The sequence below is a fragment of the Leptospira noguchii serovar Panama str. CZ214 genome, from assembly GCF_000306255.2.
Taxonomy (GTDB): Bacteria; Spirochaetota; Leptospiria; order Leptospirales; family Leptospiraceae; genus Leptospira; species Leptospira noguchii.
In genome coordinates this window covers 35,363-55,719 of sequence record NZ_AKWY02000004.1, presented here as the reverse complement: position 1 = coordinate 55,719, position 20,357 = coordinate 35,363, and the positions used below count along the sequence as shown (strand labels likewise).

The window sequence follows — 20,357 nt, the reverse complement described above, 5'->3', positions numbered from 1 at the left end:
TTTCAACTTCGGTAGAATTTCAAAAGTACTTAATTCTACTTTTTATTGGCAAAAAAACCCTATTTTGAAAATCATGGTCATGAGGCAGGTATCCTAAATGATCAGCACTTCCGGACTGACTTTAAACTTTGGTAAAAAGGTACTTTTTGAGAACGTTACCGTAAAGTTTAAAGAAAATTGCAGATACGGATTGATTGGAGCAAATGGTTCCGGTAAATCCACATTTATGAAAATTCTAGCAGGAATGGAGCAGGCGGCGAGTGGTTCTGTTTCCATAGACGCGGGCTTAAAACTAGGATACTTAAAACAAGATCACTATGAGTATGAAAATGAAACCGTTCTGAATACAGTCATCATGGGAGACAAAGAACTTTGGGAAGTTTCTCAGGAAAGAGATACAATCTATTCTAAACCAGAGATGTCTGACGAAGACGGAATCAGAGTTTCCGAACTGGAAGAAAAATACGGAGAACTAGGCGGATACGAAGCAGAAAGTACAGCAGGAGAATTACTAGAAGGATTAGGAATTCCTACTTCAAGTCATACTCAAACTCTTGCATATTTAACTGGAGGATTTAAACTTAGGGTTCTTTTGGCCCAGGTATTATTCCAAAAACCAGATATACTTCTTTTGGATGAGCCTACCAACCACTTAGATATTAAGACCATTCATTGGTTAGAAGAATTTTTAACTAACTACCGTGGAGTAGTCATTGTAATTTCTCACGACCGTCACTTTATCAATTCGATAGCGACTCATATTGCGGATTTAGATTATCAATCATTGACAGTTTATCCGGGCAACTACGACGACTTTATGGAAGCTTCCACAATGGCCCGCGAACGTTTGTTAGACGAAAATAAACGTAAGAAAGAAAAGATCGCTGAACTACAGGATTTCGTAAATCGATTTAGTGCAAACGCGAGTAAGTCTAAACAAGCTACTTCCAGACAGAAACAAATTGAGAAGATCAAATTAGACGACGTCAAACCTTCTTCTAGGGTTTCACCTTACATTCGTTTTAAGATGAAAAAAACTTTGGGTAAGGACGTGATTCTTGCGGATAATATTTCTAAGTCTTATGATAGATCCATATTCAAGGATTTTACGATTAATATTACCAAAGGTGAGAAGATTGCAATTATCGGAACTAACGGCGTTGGAAAAACCACTCTTTTAAAAACGTTGATGAAACAGATTGAGCCGGATACCGGAAAAGTAGCAATGGGAGATTCGGTTACTTCTTCTATTTTTCCACAGGATCATAGAGAAGGTATATTAGAAGATTCTGATACACTGGTGGACTGGCTTTACAGATACGCCGATCCAGGAACTGAAATGGAAGAGATCCGTGCGATATTGGGAAGAATGTTGTTCAGCGGAGATATGGCTAAAAAACCAACGAGTGTACTTTCTGGAGGAGAAAAGTCCAGGCTCATTATAGGAAGGATGATTATCACTGGAGATAATCTTTTGGCTCTCGACGAACCTACAAACCATTTGGATTTGGAAACGATAGAAGCTTTGAACTATGCACTTTCCATATTTGAGGGAACTGTAATATTCGTTTCTCATGATAGAGAATTTGTATCTTCACTCGCGACCCGTGTGATCGAAGTTTCTACCGAAGGAATTCGTGACTTTAAAGGAACTTATGAAGATTTCTTGGAAAGAGAAGGCGCGGAATTCTACAAACGTTTATCCGGTGGTCCTGTTCTCGCAGAAAGTTGAGGAAAGGCCAAAATTTAAGAAATTTTATACCGAGTTGTCCCAAAAACGAAACCCGTAAAATATAGGAACTCACACTAAAATCGAATCAAAAAATATCCTTTAAAATCGGTAAATCGCCTAAATCTGATATAATTTGTGAAAACTCTTAAGTTTTGAAGATGTTCATCTTAAAAAAATTCTAAACGCAATAATCGGATTAATAATTTATTATTTTGCTTCCATGTCGATTTGTTCTATAATACTTTTCCAGTAGTATTCAATTATCTTTATATCAGGATCATGGAATATAGAATGGATCGTTTTTAATTTATTAAAATTATTAACGTTTATATCGAAATTCATATCGGATATGTTTTTTTTGTTATCGTTTTTCTGAGCTAAGAGCGTATGACCAGAACAAAAAATGATAACAAAAGTAAGCATGAATTTCATAAAAAACTTGTCCTAAAAACTTAAAATGTGGGAACTACTGCAAATCACGGTTTTACAAACAAATTCTAAAATTGTAGAAGTGCGTATTTTTAGAAAATTTGCCGAACTCACGTTTTTTAATAACTCTATTTATTTGTCTTTACAGGTTACAATTTAGTGATAATCAGAAAATTAAAAATCTATTTTATAAATTTTCTTAAAGTAATTTTTATGGTTTCGTTTTAAGAAATTTTAAAAGCTCGTCTAAAGCTTTTTTTCTATGAGAGACTGAGTTCTTGTCTGTTTCAGGGATTTGTGAAAAAGGCTTTTGAAACGGCGGGAAAATGAAAATAGGATCATAACCAAAACCATATATTCCGATTTTATCATATTCTTCTGAAATAAATCCTTCACATCTACCTTCGAAACTCTGTTCAGTAGATTCGTCCACATAAGCGATTGCACAAGCATAATAGGCGTTGCGATTCTGATTTTCTTTCAGTTTTTCTAAAAGAAGAAGCGCTCTACCTTCATCATTCAGTTCTGGACCTCCAAATCTAGCCGAATAAACCCCCGGTTCGTCTTCGAGGGCAGAAACACAAATTCCAGAGTCGTCCGCGATTGAAGGAATTTTAGTTAAACGAAACAATTCTTTTGCTTTTATGAGAGCGTTTTCTTGAAATGTAGAACCTGTTTCTTCAGGATTAAAAGAAACTTTCAGATCCTTGGGTGTAAGGATTTGAATCCCTAGCTCCATGAGAATGGAGCTTACTTCTTTTACTTTGTTTGGGTTGTTTGTGGCGAGAGCGAGTTGTCGCTTCAAGGGTTCAGTTTAAATTCATCGAATGCGTCTTCGATATTCGGAACTATTTTAAAAACCTTGTCCAACATCGTGATTTCGAAAAGTTGCAACAGATCCTCATCGTTGATTACGATAATAATGTCACCTTCTGCGCTTTTAAATTTCTTTTTATAAGAAACAATGATACCTAACGCGGTAGAGCAGATATGATTTACTTCTGTCAGATCGATAATGATCTTAGGACTTGGATCAAAATTATGCTCGCTCAGATTACGGTCTAATTCCTCACTATCAGACTGAAGAATGGACCCTGCAATTTTTATAATATGAATGTCGTCTTGTACAGTTATTTCCATAGTTGTTCCGTTACTTCTTTGGCTGTTTGAATAGGGTTTTTCAACCAAAAAACGGGTTCGGGATCGGATTTTTAGTGCATTTTTTGAGAATTTGGCCTTCTCTGAGGATAGAATTTCCATTTTTGCCAAAGTTTATCTTTTTTCTTTTGAACGAATTGTGGGAACTACTGCTTTTCATAAAAGTTTTTTGTTATTGTAGAAATTGTGAGTTTCAAATTGAAGAGTAGTTTCGGATGGACTTGATACAAAAAAGAAAGAGTTTTGAATCTACTTTTTCCCATTAGATGTTGGATGGTTTGTGATTTCGAAGTTTCGAACTTGTTTTAGTTAGATAGTATTTTCTGAAAGAAATTGACTAGCCCTTTGAACTTAGCTTATCGTTCTCTTGACTTTTTCGACGAAGACTTGGAAAGGAGTTCTGTGTTCTTTTGTAATTGTATTTTTCCAAGAAAATTTCCAAATCAATTTGTATTTCTTCAATCGATTTTTAGAATTTGCGATTCTAAAATGTTCATCGAGTAAAGTTTAATGAAAACGTTCTACATATACGTTGTATTGATTGAATATTCGTTTTCTCCTGAGTTAAAATAACGTGAATTCGGTCTAAGGAGAGATTAAAAGTTGCAAATTGTCTTTAGATCTCAAATTCAAAGACGGTTTTTTTGGAAAGAATGAAAATGCAACTAAACCACTTAAAAGATTAACAGCCCAATTGCAAAAACTCCGATGTCTAGTATGTTGAATTTGGCAGATATTTTAAGTTCATCGTTAACCGATTCAATGATAGCTCTTTTTCTTAGAAGAATTTTATCAACCAAGGGCATTAATTTATTTTCATATTCTTTTTAAGTTTTGTAATGAGTTGAATTCCCTTTTCATAAAGACTTTCAAATAGAGATTGACTGATGTATCCTCTATCTCCGAAAAGTTTATCGTAAATCTTTTTAACAAGTGGGAAAATCACTTTCGAGTTTCTGTCGTCGACGTTTCCAGGAGTGACCATAAATGATAATATTTCACCTTGATCATTTACGATTAAATGTAATTTAAAGCCGTAAAACCAGCCTGTGCTTGATTTCCCTCGTTGTGCAATGTTTTTAAATACTTTATGAGAATGGATTCTTCTGTTGTCGCATACTTTGAGAATTGTAGAATCAATGAACGATATTCCGGAACATTTTCCCATACAAGTGTTGGATAGAAAGGAAGCTATAACAGCTAACACGTTAGGCATCAGTTCAACGAAACGATTGTAACTTACCGCTTTTGGGAATTCGGATTTCAGATTCTTTTTTATTTCTATCAAATAAAAATTTTTAAATTCTCTATAATGAGAAAGATGAAAATAAACTACGATTGTTGCTACCTCACTCAGGCTGAGCTGAAATTTACGATTTCTTTTTCCTGCCACGGGACTCAATATTTTCCCGTTCCAATTTATTTTTTGTTGTGTACAATAATCGTCTATTGCACAAAATATTGATGTCAGATCCATATTGAACTCCTTTTTGCTGAAAGTTTGGTTCAATATGGATCTGGCGCTTTTGAGTACAAGATCTTTCTCTTTTTTCCCACCTTACGCCGAACTCACGTTAAAATAACGTGAAAGGGATCGTGCGGGGAACTCAGCAGAACGCTCTCTCAAACTCAGAGTCTCGCTTCTATTGGCGCTCGACAGATCGCGTTAAACTCAGCAGAACGCTCTCTATGGATCGCGTTCTAAATTGAAATCTACGACGATAAGTTGTATAACGTTCCTGTATAAAATTTATTGACCATAGCTGAGAGCCCGGTCCGCTGCTTATGGCAGCCAGATTCTCCCAGGTTTTCTTACGTTGAACTCACGTTTAAATAATTTTTCGCAAAATCATTTTCTTTTAAAAGAAATCAAAACTACTGTTATTACTTGGCCATTAGACAATATTATAATACTACATTCTGTCCTTATTTTTGAAATTTGATTCTTTTGACTTTTTCAGGACAGGTTAAGAGGGTTACATTTAAACCTTTGGGATAAAGTTCTTACTCAAAACTATATAACAGAGTATTTTAATATTTTGCACGGGAAACAGTATTTTGGTGATAAGAATTCACGGCATTCAATTTTATAGAAATCAGTAGAATCGAAAGTTTAAAATTCAAACAGTTTATTTTTTCATAAGAATTACGTCCTGAGAAGAAAATAAGTTTGATCCAAGATTATCAAATGTTCACTTTGTAAATCAATCGAAGGATTTTAAATCCAGGAGATCAAAAGCAATCGTATGAAACTCGCAAAAGAAATAATTACTTCTAAAGATTCAAAAATTGGTGTTATGAAACTGGTATCTGACGGTGGACCAATGACATTGACACTTTCATTGATTCACGAGATGTGTGATATATTGAAAGAATTTACCATAGACCAAGAGATTAGGGCGGGAATTATTTCCGGACCCGATGGAGATTTTTGTGTGGGACTTGATCCGGATGCTATTTTAAATTCCTCTGTTGATGAAATTGCAAAAATTATGGCCGGAATTTTCGAAATGTTCGAATCTCTGATTAGTTTTCCAAAACCTTTAATTGCCGAAGTCGGTGGTAATGCCGTTGGAGGTGGAGCGATCATAGCTTACACGTGCGATTATAGATATATGGTAGATGGAAAGGGTAGAATCGGGTTTGCGGAGCCATTAGTTGGATTGCCAATTACATCTGCATTAATCATTAGAATGAGACAAGTGATGCTTCCTTCTTCCGTATCCGAAGCTGCTATGGAAGGCGCACTTTATAAACCCTCTGACGCGGTTCGAAACGGATTGTTAAGCGAAGTAGGAGCTTCTTTGGAAGAATTAAGAAAAAAATCCTTGAGTAAGATCAATGTTCTTAACCGGGTTCCGGCTTCCGTAACAGTGGAAACTAAAAGAGCTTTGAACAAAGAAGCGTTAGAGGCTGCAAAGTCTGCTTCGAAAGAGTTAGCGTATCTTTTTAAAACCCAGTCGAGTATCATTCCAAATCTTTTGGAAGCAATGACTGCAAATAAAGAAAAAAGAAGACCTGTATTAACTCATACAGCAAATTATTCATAAATCATGTGAGTTTGGTTTAGAATCATCTTAAAGCTGTCGATGTGGGAACTACTGCATTTTAGTGAAGATTCAAAAATAATAGTCGTCTCTGAAAAAGTGTTAAAATGGCGAATAACGCAAATAAACTGCTATCAGATGGAGCCATAACTTTATCCACAGTTGAAGAGTATTTTAGAATCAGAAGGATCAAAAACGCACATTTTTCAAGTGTTCCGACAGAATGAGTCTTTTACTTGCAAAAAGTATGTTTTTCTGATAGAGAAAAGTCTTGAAAATCTTCTGAACTTCAGCGACTCGCTTTCTATGGATCGTTCGTCACCAAAAAATTAGGGAAAACTCATGCAACGCTCTCTCAAACTCAGCGTCTCGCTTCTATTGGCGCTCGACAGATCACGTTTAAACTCAGCAGAACGGGGGCTCTCTATGGATCGCGTTCTAGGATGTAAGTTTTACAGAGGATTTGTCGTAATTCCGACAGATTTATTTTGAGATCTAAATGTTTGCGGGTAAGATTATGAGATGGATCGAATCAAAAACAAAATTACCATAAAACATCCAGAAGCTACGTAAAAGCCGGTGAAAATGAAACTAGAAGAAAGCTCAAAACAAAAGTAGTATTTCTTTTGTTTGTATTATAGAGTTGGTTTGTAATGGGATAGGATTTTGTGGGAACTACCGCAAAATTTCTTTGTGAAAGAACGATTCTAAATCGTAAAAAGGATAAAAAAGAGGTATTTGATCTGTGGGAACTATCACATTTTATTGAAGAAAGATAAATTAAAAGTTCTTTCTACCAAACTCATGTTAGGTTATCATAATTTTTTTATATACTGATTTCTATAAAATTGAGTGCTGTTAATCTTTATCGTAAAACACCGTTTTGGTGCAAAATATTGGGTATTTTTATTATAAGCTCTAAATAGAGAGGAATTCGCAATGCAAGCGAAAGTCGTAGAAATCACGGAAAATTACGTTAATCTTTTTCGGACTCTTTCCAATTTGATGGGAACTCCTATTTTTAATTATAAAAGCTTCGATTTTTATTCGAATCCAGATTCAAATTGGTTTACGAGGATTGTCTTAAAGGGAAATTTACAACTCGAAGATTTATTTCTAGAAATTAAAGATCTAAGACTTAAGGGATTTGATCCTTATATATTGGATTTCTTAAATACGAGAGTTCACGAGACCTCTATTTATAAACTCGGATATAATTTCTGTGATAAACAGATTGGAATGTTCTTGAAAGGAAATGTGATTTCACTTAACAAAAAGTCAAATACAGACTTGAATATTCAAAAAATAAAATCTGATAAAGATCTAAAAGTTTGGTTAAAAATTTTAAATGATTCTTTTGAATCTGACGATCGATTAAACTTATATTCTAAGTTGCTAAATCTAAATTCTTTTCGTTTGTATGGAGGTTTTGCAAATGGTCAAATGACTACAACAGGAATGACTTTTTTCGATGGAGAATCCTTTGGTTTATATTCTATCACAACCGATCGAAATTATAGGGGTTTAGGTTATGCGTCTAATATCGTTGAACATATATTAGGTGAAATAAGAGAGGTTTTTTCCGGCTTTATTATTTTACACGCGACACAGGCAGGAAAAAAAATTTACGAAAAATTTGGTTTTGAGAATTCTATTTTGCTCCGTCATTGGGGTAAGCTATAATATAATTGAGGAGGTCCCACATCCGGCAATTTTCTTCAAAATCATTTCCTTTGGATATTTAATTATTTTCTAATATGGAGACCATTTCCGGGTTTCTAATGTTTCGAAATAGGATTTAGGTTTATATTGTAATTTACGAGTTACTTGATTGTTCATCAAGTTTAAGTGGAGTATATAACTGTAAGAGCGATGAAAGGTAGGAACCCCAGCGTTAACTGTATTTACAATTGAATTTCCAACACCCAAAGAATCCAACCAAAGAAGATAATTGAAAAGATAACAACGAGATACACCATGAGCTTGTGCAAGGGTGCCGAACAGAGTCCAACTTGCGGTATTGACCCGGACGTTAACACGTTTCATTTTATGTTTTCCTGGACTGGGTTGATATAAGGTTCTTCCAGCGTTTTTACCAAGTCGTTTCGTAGTAGAAAGATATTTCCCATAGATTTTTAGAAGTTCAGGAATTTTTTTGGAAAGAAGTTTTCGATCCTTTTCGGAAAAATGAATCCAGGTTTTTTCTGGAATCAACAAAGTAACAGTTTCAGAACGGTTTTTACCAAGAGAAGAATTAACTTCAAAGTTGGAGTTTAATAATAAAGTTCCCATATTAATAACAGTTTCAGCTAAGGAGTGAATGGGAGTGAATTTTAGAAGAAAAAAGTTAAAAATTGATCCATTTTAAAATCTACAATTTTTATTTTAAGGAACCATTATAGAATAGAGTTTTTGAAAAATGAATTCTCCATCTATTTCATAGAAATGGTCATTGAAGCAGTTTTATTAATCTGAATTATGAAATTTTTCAACAATTCTAATGAATTTTTTATTGAATGAAAATCGTAAAACGGCGATTCCACGAAGAAATTCGATTTTACTGATCCATTATAATAAAACATCGTAAACTTTGAGATAAATTTTTGTTTAGCCAGAATTAGATTTAGTAATTGTCCCAATACTCAAAGATTTTATGGGATAATTCTTTAGAGATTTTTAATAAAATGCAGTAGTTCCCACATTGGAAGGTTTTGGGATAAGCTCTTAGTACTCTAATAGTTTTCAGTGATAACGCGAATTTAGCGTAAGAAAATCTTGGCGAATAAAATGTATAAACCAAGACAAGATCTAACACTTTCTTGTTGTTAGACGGCAGTTTTCGTTTGAGTAACTCAGCATCTCACACTACGAGTCGTTGTCGTTCGATGGTGCAACAAATAACTACTTTCGCATTGAGGTACACCGAACTTACGTTAATATAAAACGCAGGAGGTCCTACAATCCTAAGTATTTTGGATAGATCTTAATGGATAAATGACTATTCGTTTTCAATTGAAGATTCATAAAATCTTTTTCTTCGAATCGTATTAAAAATCTACCTGAGTATTTGAAAATTTTACTGTAAAATTATAATTTTATGTGAGTTCCCACGTTTTATTTTATAGCAAAGAAATAAAACGTGGGAACTCATATCTTATAGAAAAATTTTTCCCAATATTCTTACACCGAACCTTATACAAGAATTTAGATTTTCCTGTGGGTTATGGTTGTGGGAACTACCGCACAGCATTTTACAGAAAAATTCTTGTTAGATCATTCCACTTGAGCGTGAAAAAATAAATCATTGATTTGGAGTGAGATGCCCAGAATTTAGAGCCAGTGTAATGTGTTAAAATCCCCTTAAGAAGAAAAGGCTTTTTGAGCTTCCTCGATAGAATGATAGATTTGAACTTTTTTAGGGAGTTCCATTAAACGAATTACATTTTCTAAAAAATGATTAAGACCTCCAATAACAATCTTACCCGAATGCTGATCTACTGTTTTGATTAGTGTAAGAATCGTCGCAACTCCTACGCTGTTGATATATTCTAAGTTGGAAAGATCTAAAATGATATTGTAAATTTCTTCTTCAAAGATAAAATGAATTTTCCGAGAAATTTCAAAAGAATTGGAATTAGTCACCTTCCCGTTGAATACAACGAGTTGGACTTCCTTATCAGAAAGACTTGTTCTTGAAGTCTCGATGTATAATGAATCAAATTCTACTCTCGCCATGAAAATTCCTTAACTATGTTTATAAGAACATTTTTTTTTAAATTCTATTACTGACACTTCGAAGAATCTTCCAGATTCACGTTCGAGTAGGGAGGTTTTCAGAGTTTATCCTCTAATCGAATTGCAACCGAAGTATGTCGGATTAGAGACAACCCATCTATGATCTTCAATGAATTTTTAATATTTTCTTCCGTTGCGGGATGTGTAATTACTACAACTTCAACGGGTTCTTTTTCAGTTTCATTTTGTCTTACTGAAGAGATTGAAATCCCGTGGTCCCCTAGTATTTTAGAGATTTCAGAAAGAACTCCAGGTAAATCTACGGTAGTAAACCTGAGATAGTAGCGTACTAAAGAAACATTAGCTTCTGAAATTGTAGCTTGTGGAAAAATATTTTTTTCCTGAAAAATACCCTTGTTTCTTCTCGCTCCATAATAAAGAATATCGGAGACAACCGAAGAGGCCGTGGGTAAAGATCCAGCTCCCTTACCCACAAACATACCCGGCCCTGCATAAGCGGTTTGATAATAGACTGCATTCATCTCGTTCATAATATTTGCGAACGGATGTTTAATAGGAATCATTACGGGTTGAACTCGGGCCTCGATTTTATGAGATAACTTCCTTACTAATCCAAGAAGTTTAATTCTATAGCCAAGTTCGCTCGCAAATCGAATATCCAATCCGCTAATCTTTGTTATACCTTCGATTTGTACGCTCTGTAAAGGAATTTTTTCGGAGAAAGCTAAACTTCCTAAAATACTAATTTTGTGAGCTGTATCGATTCCTTCCACGTCGAAGGTAGGATCTTTTTCCGCAAAACCCAAATCTTGAGCGATACGAAGGGCTTCCGAATAATCTAGATTTTCAGATTCCATTTTGGAAAGAATAAAATTTGTCGTTCCGTTGAGAATACCATATAAGGAAAGAAATGAATCAGAACCCAAACCGGATTTGATAGAACGAATTACTGGAATGGCGCCTGCAACTGAAGCCTCCATTCCGATTTCCAAACCCCTTTCTTGAGCAAAAGAAAATAACTCATCTCCTTTTTGTGAAAGTAAGGCCTTGTTTGCAGTAATTACAGTTTTACCGTACTTTAACGCGTCTTTTACGATTGAATAAGCAATGTCCGTTCCACCCACGAGTTCTAAGATCATGTCGATTTCAGGATTTGTGATGAGCTTTTGATAATCGGATTCTAATTTGCAGTTAGGAAAACTTTGAAGTTCTGTTCTGATTTTCTCGGGAGTTCGAGTACAAACGGAGGAAAGGATCAGTTCTATTCCAAATTTTTCAAGATACTTCTTACTTTCTTTTTTTAAAATTTCGATGACCCCTGATCCGACGGTTCCGGCGCCGATCAATCCAATACGAATGCGTTCCATGGTTTACCATCTTCGTAACTTGCGAGTAAGATTCAAATGCAAAAGTGATGTTCTTAGAAGGATTGAAATTTTAATTTACAACGATTCATTTTTCTGTTACCAATCAAGTAAAAGTTTTTAAATTTAAAGACACAGGTCCAAATGGCAAATAAAAGAAGGCCTCCTAGAAAGAAACATCATTCCAATCATAAGGGTTCGGGAGGAAATCGAGAAAATGCTGATTCCAACCGAGGCGGAAGCGAGCAGAGAGTAAGATCTACTCACCAACAGCGTCAGCAGCAACAAGGAAAAAATTTTCAAAGAAATCAAGAGTTTACACGTAAAAGTAAAGAACTCGTTTTAGAAAAAAATTCTTCTCCTAAAATAAGAACATCTCAAGAAAGCGGGAAACTGATTGCGAGAGTGATCTTTATCGTTAGTATTTTACTTTTAGGAATTTTTAGTTATTTCATTTGCGAAAACTATCATACAAAAACTCCCGTTTATGGTAAACGTGGTTGGGATGATACTTTTCAGAGATCTACAAGTTGGATTCAAGCAAAGGAAATCTGTGAAGAAAAATCCAAACGTTTACCCGGAAAGGATCAGCTTAAAACTTTCAGTAAAAGAGCAGATCAGAAACTACGAAACGCGGGAATCTTTTGGTCTTCTAGTCAAGATGGAGAAGCAGCGGGTTATTATTTTTCAGTGAATTTTAAGGATGGCTCTGAAATAAGCAGTCCTGGAACGATGAAATATAACGTAATCTGCGTTAAGTGAAATCGATATAATTGTGTTTTGTGAATGTTACCCAATTGAACGAATCAGTTGGCGAAATGGAGTTTTATTAAATAGGGTTGTTGAAAAATTAATTTACCACTAGTTTCTGTTTCATGGAAACGGTCGATTGAAGCAGTTTTATTGATCGTCACTATGAAATTTTTCAATAAATCTAATAAAGTTGGATGTGGGAACTTACACAAAACGCGATTTTACGAATGAACTCCGAAAATGTAATAGCTCCCACAAACCGTCACTTTAGGAAAGTTTACATGTTGTGTTCTGGTAGAAGGGAATATTTTAGATCGGAAGCATAGTGACACTTTATTCGTGGTATTTGCGTAAGTGTTTCATTTTTCAAAACTTTGTCTCATAGATAAATCTAAATTCGAATGAAGTTTTTTCTAGGAATGAGTTATTTTATGTAAATTCTAGAGGGATCGTTTCTTAAAAGTTTGTTTTGTAGTGGAAAAATAAAAGTGGGAACTCTTACTTTTGTAAAAAATTTTCCCAATTTTTTTTACATAAAACCTGCGTTCAAAGAAGATTCAATAGAGTTGTTAAAAAATGAATCTCCATCTACTTCTGTTTTATGAAAACAGTCGATTGAAGCAGTTTTGTTAGTCTGGACTATGGAATTTTTTAACAACTCTAATAAAAAGAACTTTGGAAAGAAGTTATTGATAAAGGAAGATGAAACTAAAATTCTGAGTTGTTACGATCTTCCAAGTTTACTCAAAAAGGATTTTAGATGATTAAAAAAATATCTGGTAGGATCGTTACTCATGAGAAAGACTTTTTAGGAACCGTGGAATGGGATTCTAAAACAGGATTAATTTCAACCGTTTTAGAACAAAAAAAATTTAATTCACAACGCCAAGAAGATGAAATTCAATTCGATTCTTTAGAGACTGTGATTTTTCCGGGATTTGGAGACATTCATATTCATGCGAGAGAGGACGAAAGTGGTAAACATACTTATAAAGAAGATTTTGTTTCTGCAAGTGCCGCCGCCGTCAACGGTGGAGTGATTCATGTGGCAGATATGCCGAATAATCCAATTCCTCCGATTGACGAAAATTCATATTCAAAAAAACGAAAGTTAGCCGATCGTTCAAATATACACATAACGTTATATGCGGGAATCGGACCGGATACGAAACCACTGAAAAAATCAGTGCCTTATAAGGTTTTTATGGGCCCGAGTATTGGAGAACTTTTTTTTCATAACAATCAAACCTTGGAAGATACAATTTCCAATTATATGGGTGAGAATGTAAGTTTCCACTGCGAAGATCCGGAAATTTTAGAAAAATTTCAGAACGAAACGTTTCACGAAGATAGAAGACCGGCTGAAGCAGAAACGACGGCGACTAACTTTGCATTGTATTTAATCGAAAAATACAATCTCAGAGGTAAACTTTGCCATTATTCTACCGGAGAAGGTTTAAATAAGATCAAATTTGCAAAACAAAAAGGAATTAAAGTCACTTGCGAAGTCACTCCTACTCATTTGTTTTTTGATAGGTCTATGTTAACTCCGGAAAATCGTCATTGGTTTCAGATGAATCCTCCTCTGAGAAATAAGGAAGATCGAGAAAGGATGCTGGAAGGAGTTAAACAAGGTTGGATCGATTATCTTGCTACGGATCACGCTCCTCATAGTATCGAAGAAAAACGTAAAGGTACAAGCGGTATTTCTCAACTGGATACATATTCACTTTTTGTAACGTGGTTGATTTTGAAGGCGGGTGTGGAATTAAAAACGATCGCAAGAATCTGCGCAAAAAATCCAGGCGATTTTGTGAACGAGTATCTTCCCGAAAAATTCGGAAAAGGTTTTGGAAGGATCGAACCGAATTACTCTGCCAACTTTACGGTGTTAAATTTAAAAAAACCAAAGAAGTTTTTAAAGGAAGAAATCAAAAGTAAATCTGGTTGGTCTCCTTTTGAAAATTTCGAATTTCCAGGTTCGATTGAAGCTGTGTTTTTTCTTGGAAAACAGATGAAGTAAATTGATGTTGTCTGTGGAAACTACCACAAATTACGTTTTTCCAAAAAAAATACTGCTAAGATTCTTGTTTAGAATGACATGTCCTGAGATTAAAGCTATTGCAAGGTGAAAACCTAATTAGTCGTCCCTGAAAAAGTGTTAGAATGGCGAATAACGCACATAAAACACTATCCCAGATGGATCGAATCAAAAACAAAAGAATCAAGGTGAACTATTTCGCAACAGGTTAGATCAGATCCTGGATCATAGACATCCATTGTATCAAATAGCGAACAGGATAGACTGGGAAAAGTTTGAGAAAGAATTCGGAGAATACTACACAGAGAAGATGGGAAACCCGCTTACAAATACGATTGTTAGTTGGACTTCACTACTTGAAACACGCGTATAACTTGTCAGATGAGAAAGTAGTAGAAGGTTATTTGGAAAATCCGTATTGGCAACATTTTTGCGGAAATGAATATTTCGAACATGATTCCCTTGTGATCCAACGAGTTTAGTAAAGTGGCGAAAACGAATCGGTTCGGATGGAGTAGAGAAATTTTTAGAAGAGACGATCTTATTCGGTCAACTAAAAGGCCAGATCAAAGTTTAGAAGAGTGAAGTGTGTTCAGGAGAAAGCGATCACCTTTCCAAAGGACGCAAAGCTGTATCATAACCTCACCAGTTTTTCATACGAAAGAAACTGGTGAGGGAACAGAATCTTGCAGCTTAATTTTTTTGTAAAGTAAGATTAAGTTTTGAGATACGCTGTAAACGAAAAGGTAAATTAGAATTCCTTAAACAAGGACGTTATTTTCATGCGAAACAAAGTAAACGGGATATAGAAAGAAAAGTATAAAATCCTAATATACGAATTAAATCCATTTTAGAAATCTCCGAACGAATCTTAACACAAAGCAAAATAAAATCTACAGCATTCATGCTCCGGAAATGGAATGTATTTCTAAAGGTAAATCTCATAAGAGATGTGAATTTAGTTGTAAAGTTAGTTTAGTTACTACCAGTAAATCTAATTGGATTGTTGGGGTTCAAGCCTTACATGGTAATCCGTATGATGGTCATACTTTGAAAGACGCCATCAATCAAATGGAAAAGATTGTTGGTCTTCGACCTAAGGAAGTCTATATGAATGTTTCAAAACTTCGAAGACTCGGTTTGAATTGTAATAGCCAATATTAGATCAGACACTCCGTTCCTGTTTATAACGAAAATTGTAAGTTGTCGAGATACTTATTCTTAGCTAATTCCTTTGCGTCAAGAAAAGTTTGTATCGGAGTTTTACCGAAACAATACTTGCCTTGATGCGTTCTTTCGTAGTTATACGAATCGATCCACTGATCCAAATTCTTTTGCAAATCTTCGATCGAGTTGTATACCTTCTTCCTGAAAGCGACTGCATAGAATTCATCTTGAATGGTTCGGTGAAATCTTTCACAAATCCCGTTCGATTGAGGATGTCTGGCTTTTGTTTTCGAATGGTCTATATCTTCCACGGCAAGGAATAGTTGGAACTCATGATGTTCTCTATTTCCACAATACTCGGTTCCTCTATCGGTTAGAATCCTCAACAAGCGAACGCCTTCTTCTTCGAACCAAGGGATCACTTTGTCGTTTAACATATCGGCAGCTACTAACGCATTCTTTCTGTCGTAAAGTTTTGTCATCGCCACTTTAGAATAGGAGTCGATAAAGGTTTGCTGGTAAATTCTTCCTACACCCTTGATTGTGCCCACGTAATACGTATCTTGGCATCCCAGGTATCCCGGATGTTCCGTTTCTATTTCACCTTCTACTTGTTTTTCTAATTTCCTTTTTTCTAATGCTTGGACTTGCGATTCGGTTAATACGGGAGAATTGCCTTGAGCCATGAATGCTTCTAAAGCTTTCAGTCTTTTGGAGAAAGTCTCCAAATCGTGACGAACCCATACACTTCGAACAGTCGCAGGAGCCACTATGATTTCTTGCTTTTTCAATTCATTCGATGCTCTCTGCTGACCATACGCGGGAAAGTCGATCGCCATTTTCTTTACCGCTTCTTCTTTTTCAGGTTCGATACGATTCTTAGGATTCGGTTTGCGTCTACTCAGATCCTGGAGGGCAAGTTCGCCTCCCTTCTCGTATAACTCTTGAAAACGATAGAAGCTATCTCTCGAATAGCCCATTACGTTACAAGCCTTCGATACGTTTCCCAAAGTCTTTGCTAACTTCAAGAGGCCCATCTTGTTTTTGATTATCTTTTGTGCTGTCGTCTTCTTTTTCTCCTTGTTAGTTTTTAAGGAGTGTAAGATCAACTTCTAACTATTACATTTGAATTTAGTAAGTCCCCATAAAAATGTCCTTTTTTAACAAATCCAAACGTTTTTCGAAGAATCTTTATTAGCTCAACCATTCTTGAAAGTCAGCGTCTTGCTTCTATGGTCGCTCGACGGTTTACAAAGGACGCGATCATCATCCCGAGGATGTTCAAATTTATCTTTCCAATAAAAGCAGAAAGAATATGACTCGTTGTGGATGAATCGAAGATCTGCTATTGAACCGATTATTTCTCATCTGAAACACGATCACAATATGATTCAAAATTTTCTCAAAGGTAAAGAAGGCGATCGTATCAATGCTATATTCGCTGTTGCTGGGTTTAATTTCTCTAAGCTCATTCGAGCTTTTTTTGTTCTTTTTTTAATCGTATCTTCCCTTATCTTTTTTAGGGACGACTAAATACTTCAGTTTTTTTAACTTCTTCAACTTTCTTTTGAGATCTGAAATTTCATTTGTGGGAAGAGTATTCATTGAACCAAGTGAAAGAAATAAAGCTTCTGCCAAAAGTTTTATCAACTTACAAGCAGTAGTCCTATCCATTTTAAATACCGCCCCAAGACGTCGTAGGTCGGATAAGTTTTTAGATAAAAAATAAATTCTCTTCTATATCCTGTAAGATTGATTTTCTACCTTTGGTAAAATTATGTTTTATTTCTTCTTTCAAAGATAAATACGCAAGACCAAATGGAACACAAAGGGTTTTGAATTCTTGATGGGAGACACCAAACAAGGCTTGCGACATTCTAGGATTCTTTAAAACTTTTTCTTGCGATATCATTACAAAATTGAGCACCGTAAATTTTTATCATAAAGTTCTATTTTAGGGCAAATATTGGGTACTCTTTTATATAGTTCTGAGTAAGTTTACAAACAATTTTATTTAGCGTTAATTCAAATAACGATGTGCGAAAGCGGATTGTCGCGAAAATTCCGGAAGAATTGGTATGTCATACTGCAATCCATAGAAAGAGTCATTGACGAAAACGTATATTTACGTCAATGACTCTTTTTGTTATGTCTTTATTCTGTGGTCACTGACTTATCAATGTACATCTGCCGCTTGCGCACTGATTTACGGATGTGCTAGTTGGGTTTTCTCCCGTCCCCCTTCTATCTTCTCCTTCTCCAGTGCAATTGCTGTTAGAAATCATGGAATCCAAAGGATTTTGGTAGTAATGTCCTAACTCTATCGTTATCAGTCTTTGTAGGGATCTACTACCTGTCATAAGGCTAGTTATTACTTGGCTCGGATTATTGAGGGGTGTTATACTTTGCCTGTAGGTGTCTAATGAAGTCTGACGTATATTTGTATGTATTACTACTAACCCCTGAGAAGTCCTAAGAATTGGAACGGCATGCCATATCAAATTTCCGCTCCGACTTTGCAGTAATGCAATGGATAACCAAATGCTTCCAGCAGGATTGCTGAAAAGCCCGTTAATGTGCGAACTTATCTCGGTTGGAGTGGCGGATTCATTAGAGAGATTCCATAGATACTGAGGCATCATAGTCCTAGTAAATCCGTATGCATAAAGTCTAGTTGAACTTGTGATTCTACCATAGATTTCAGGTACATCAGTAATGCGTCTGTTCAATTCTGGATAGCGTTGTCTAAACGATATAGAAGGATCTGTATTCGGAGCTGTATCAAAGAAGTAACCTCCACTCTGAAGGGGTCCTTGAGAATGGTATTCTTGTAGTTCAGATAACATCTGAAAACTATGAAGCATACAAGTCCCACATATTTCTTGTATCGATACCTGTTGTGTATTTGAAGTAGCTATAGCATAAAGTCTTTGAATCCACTCCTCAGTTAATTGAAAATCAGGTGGTAAGGTTCTTACTACTCTTTTACGTCTAAGACTTTCTTGATTACCAGCTGGACAATACTGATCTGTTTTTCCAAGATTAGAAGCCGTATAACGTGTCCAATTCAATAAATCTTCATCAACAATAAATAGAGAAGTGGGAAAATGGGTAATATCCTTCTCTAAATAAGAAGGTTTGACTGTATAGGCAACACCCTTATTTAATCCGAATCTAGTAACTCTGAGGATATTATCTTTATAGTCCGTAATTATTCCTCCTTCTTGCGTTTCCCAATTAACGTTCCAAAAAGCTGGATTATCCTTACTGGTCGCTGCGTCACTACACAATGCCCATTTCACCCAATCCCAATCATATTTATCTGTCATCTTAGAATACATACAATAGAGAGAACCACTTGAAGGATCATACTGAGCAAGATGTCCACTTTCAGGATTGTAGTAAAGAGGTGTAGTGTTTTTATCCGAACCTCCCCAACGAACAAAGTAACGTTCATTTCCATCAGTAGTTTGCAAATCCCAAGCAATAGAAGTCTTGACACTGATGTTTCCCGGAGTGGCTACTGTTTTAACCCAATCATCCATAGAAGAATCTAATGTGTGATTATATTTATCTCCAGAGTTTCTAGAGATATAACCATACCAATTTGTATCTTTTAAACGATAAAATCCATCTGCAGTCCAAAAAGAATTCTCTTTTACGATCCATCTTTGCTTAGGATCATTGATCGTACAAGGTCTGAGATTTACATAGTCCCAGGGTTCTACCCCACGTATGACTGACCTTGGAGCAGTAATACACAACCAAGTGTCATTGACATAATAAGAGATTCTTTGAAACACATCGTATCTTGCTTTAGGAGTCTTATTCGTACACGTGTCAATCCAAACGTAACCTTCACCATTAGTAAAAACAGGAGAATAACAATACTTACCTCCATCATGGACTACGATTTTAATCGGTTTATCTTTTGGTTTATCGGTAGGTTTTTGAACGATCGAAGAATTAACCTTTGATGATGAAGCATGGACAGGTGCAGGATTTATACTATACTCGAAGCCAACTCCAATCGAGACTAACAGAACTACTATTAACATTTTTTTCCAATTGCGCATCTTTATCTTTTAAACTCCTATTTTTTTTAAACTTCTATACAATTCAAATCTAACGATCCCCAATCGAATCTTTTCGTAAAATCGCAATCTTACGGTTATCATCAATATTAAGAATTTATACTGTATTTTTTGAAAAAATCCATAGTTCAGATCAATTCCTTCAATCGACCGTTTCTATGAAACAGAAGCAGATCGAGAATTCATTTTTCAATAACTCTATTGTATAGAATTCCTAATTTATTGAGAGCTTCTTTGTGGGTGTAGATAATCTTAGCTTCTAAATGAAGATTTGTTTGCAATCTCAAGGTGTATTTATTATAAAATACTACTTATACATAATTATAATAATAGTATATACATATAGTATTATTAAGAAATTGTTTAAGTTTTTATCTCTGTGAGTCTGTAAAAGAAATCATTTCAATTCAGTAAGTAAAAAGAGAACTACATTCTTTTTTAGATCGTTTTTTCTGTCCTATATTAAAGTGCTTTGAATTCTAATGAAAAGAAATGATAACCAGCTTATTTTTAACATACATATGAATTGTATTTGAGTTTAATTTAGAGCCTATCCAAAAAACCAAAGAATTTTACGCAATAATTATTAGAAATTTTTAATATACTGTAGTAGTTCCCACAGATTTTGTCTCATTTGGTATTTTGGGAACTTTCAAGCAGTACTAATTTCGTTCAATTTTCGTGGTGGTTCCCACATTTTATGAAACTAAAGCAAACCCCTCCTGAACTCAGCATCTCGCTTCTATGGGCGCTCGAAGTAACTCAGCAAACACCTATCGGTGTTTAGGTTTTGGAACAAGCTCTTATTTAAATATT

14 protein-coding genes and 5 pseudogenes are annotated in these 20,357 nt (G+C 35.2%); 8 read left to right on the top strand and 11 right to left on the bottom strand.

Going from position 1 to position 20,357, the window contains the following annotated elements; translation table 11 throughout:
* Nucleotides 1-97: 97 nt before the first annotated feature.
* Complete coding sequence (locus LEP1GSC059_RS01965; protein WP_002178118.1) at nucleotides 98-1,732, top strand: ABC-F family ATPase; 1,635 nt, start codon at nucleotides 98-100, stop codon at nucleotides 1,730-1,732.
* A gap of 640 nt (nucleotides 1,733-2,372) precedes the next feature.
* Here LEP1GSC059_RS01965 and rdgB read toward each other — a convergent pair.
* The 4 genes and pseudogenes from rdgB to LEP1GSC059_RS21090 form a co-directional block, all read right to left on the bottom strand.
* A complete protein-coding gene (rdgB, locus tag LEP1GSC059_RS01955) occupies nucleotides 2,373-2,966 on the bottom strand; it encodes an RdgB/HAM1 family non-canonical purine NTP pyrophosphatase (protein WP_017215370.1) in 594 nt (197 codons plus the stop codon).
* Nucleotides 2,963-3,301, bottom strand: a complete 339-nt coding sequence (locus LEP1GSC059_RS01950; protein WP_000406975.1) for an STAS domain-containing protein — start codon at nucleotides 3,299-3,301, stop codon at nucleotides 2,963-2,965. The genes rdgB and LEP1GSC059_RS01950 overlap by 4 nt, the downstream gene beginning before the upstream one ends.
* A 369-nt stretch (nucleotides 3,302-3,670) precedes the next feature.
* A pseudogene (locus tag LEP1GSC059_RS24780) lies at nucleotides 3,671-3,859 on the bottom strand (integrase core domain-containing protein); the annotation flags it as partial.
* A gap of 45 nt (nucleotides 3,860-3,904) precedes the next feature.
* Nucleotides 3,905-4,796, bottom strand: a pseudogene (locus tag LEP1GSC059_RS21090) (IS982 family transposase).
* Between the two features lie 769 nt (nucleotides 4,797-5,565).
* Here LEP1GSC059_RS21090 and LEP1GSC059_RS01940 point away from each other — a divergent pair.
* Entirely contained in the window at nucleotides 5,566-6,369 is an 804-nt protein-coding gene (locus LEP1GSC059_RS01940; protein ID WP_002176848.1) for an enoyl-CoA hydratase/isomerase family protein, read from the top strand.
* A gap of 936 nt (nucleotides 6,370-7,305) precedes the next feature.
* Nucleotides 7,306-8,049 carry a GNAT family N-acetyltransferase gene (locus LEP1GSC059_RS01935; RefSeq protein WP_002176836.1) on the top strand — a complete coding sequence of 248 codons (744 nt, stop codon included), beginning with the start codon at nucleotides 7,306-7,308 and terminating at the stop codon, nucleotides 8,047-8,049.
* A gap of 69 nt (nucleotides 8,050-8,118) precedes the next feature.
* Here the strand turns inward: LEP1GSC059_RS01935 and LEP1GSC059_RS01930 are convergent, their stop codons facing one another.
* The 3 genes from LEP1GSC059_RS01930 to LEP1GSC059_RS01920 form a co-directional block, all read right to left on the bottom strand.
* On the bottom strand, nucleotides 8,119-8,658 hold the full coding sequence (locus LEP1GSC059_RS01930) for a DUF1564 domain-containing protein (protein WP_017215376.1): 540 nt from the start codon (nucleotides 8,656-8,658) through the stop codon (nucleotides 8,119-8,121).
* Nucleotides 8,659-9,726: 1,068 nt separating this feature from the next.
* Nucleotides 9,727-10,101, bottom strand: a complete 375-nt coding sequence (locus tag LEP1GSC059_RS01925; RefSeq protein WP_002152643.1) for an STAS domain-containing protein — start codon at nucleotides 10,099-10,101, stop codon at nucleotides 9,727-9,729.
* A 98-nt stretch (nucleotides 10,102-10,199) separates the two neighbouring features.
* A complete protein-coding gene (locus LEP1GSC059_RS01920; protein ID WP_002176833.1) occupies nucleotides 10,200-11,489 on the bottom strand; it encodes a homoserine dehydrogenase in 1,290 nt (429 codons plus the stop codon).
* A 141-nt stretch (nucleotides 11,490-11,630) separates the two neighbouring features.
* On the opposite strand from LEP1GSC059_RS01920, the gene LEP1GSC059_RS01915 reads away from it, so the two are divergent.
* From LEP1GSC059_RS01915 to LEP1GSC059_RS24770, 4 genes and pseudogenes are all read left to right on the top strand, one after another.
* Nucleotides 11,631-12,248, top strand: a complete 618-nt coding sequence (locus LEP1GSC059_RS01915) for an LIC_10572 family protein (protein WP_017215377.1) — start codon at nucleotides 11,631-11,633, stop codon at nucleotides 12,246-12,248.
* 751 nt (nucleotides 12,249-12,999) lie between these two features.
* Nucleotides 13,000-14,262 carry an amidohydrolase family protein gene (locus LEP1GSC059_RS01910; protein WP_002176837.1) on the top strand — a complete coding sequence of 421 codons (1,263 nt, stop codon included), beginning with the start codon at nucleotides 13,000-13,002 and terminating at the stop codon, nucleotides 14,260-14,262.
* A gap of 169 nt (nucleotides 14,263-14,431) precedes the next feature.
* Nucleotides 14,432-14,924: pseudogene (locus tag LEP1GSC059_RS24775) on the top strand (transposase); the annotation flags it as partial.
* A gap of 92 nt (nucleotides 14,925-15,016) precedes the next feature.
* A pseudogene (locus LEP1GSC059_RS24770) lies at nucleotides 15,017-15,399 on the top strand (IS5/IS1182 family transposase); the annotation flags it as partial.
* A 65-nt stretch (nucleotides 15,400-15,464) separates the two neighbouring features.
* Here the strand turns inward: LEP1GSC059_RS24770 and LEP1GSC059_RS01895 are convergent.
* Nucleotides 15,465-16,484: an IS481 family transposase gene (locus LEP1GSC059_RS01895; protein ID WP_017215382.1), complete on the bottom strand. Its 1,020-nt coding sequence runs from the start codon at nucleotides 16,482-16,484 to the stop codon at nucleotides 15,465-15,467.
* Nucleotides 16,485-16,776: 292 nt separating this feature from the next.
* Between LEP1GSC059_RS01895 and LEP1GSC059_RS01890 the strand changes: the two are divergent.
* Nucleotides 16,777-16,980: pseudogene (locus tag LEP1GSC059_RS01890) on the top strand (transposase); the annotation flags it as partial.
* On the opposite strand, the gene LEP1GSC059_RS22705 reads toward LEP1GSC059_RS01890, so the two are convergent.
* The 3 genes from LEP1GSC059_RS22705 to LEP1GSC059_RS01880 form a co-directional block, all read right to left on the bottom strand.
* Nucleotides 16,942-17,121, bottom strand: coding sequence for a hypothetical protein (locus LEP1GSC059_RS22705; RefSeq protein WP_020980232.1), 180 nt, complete (start codon nucleotides 17,119-17,121; stop codon nucleotides 16,942-16,944). The pseudogene LEP1GSC059_RS01890 and the gene LEP1GSC059_RS22705 overlap by 39 nt on opposite strands.
* Nucleotides 17,122-17,161: 40 nt before the next feature.
* Entirely contained in the window at nucleotides 17,162-17,359 is a 198-nt protein-coding gene (locus LEP1GSC059_RS22700; RefSeq protein WP_017215384.1) for a hypothetical protein, read from the bottom strand.
* A gap of 253 nt (nucleotides 17,360-17,612) precedes the next feature.
* Nucleotides 17,613-19,523: a DUF1561 domain-containing protein gene (locus LEP1GSC059_RS01880; RefSeq protein ID WP_017215385.1), complete on the bottom strand. Its 1,911-nt coding sequence runs from the start codon at nucleotides 19,521-19,523 to the stop codon at nucleotides 17,613-17,615.
* Nucleotides 19,524-20,357: the final 834 nt, after the last annotated feature.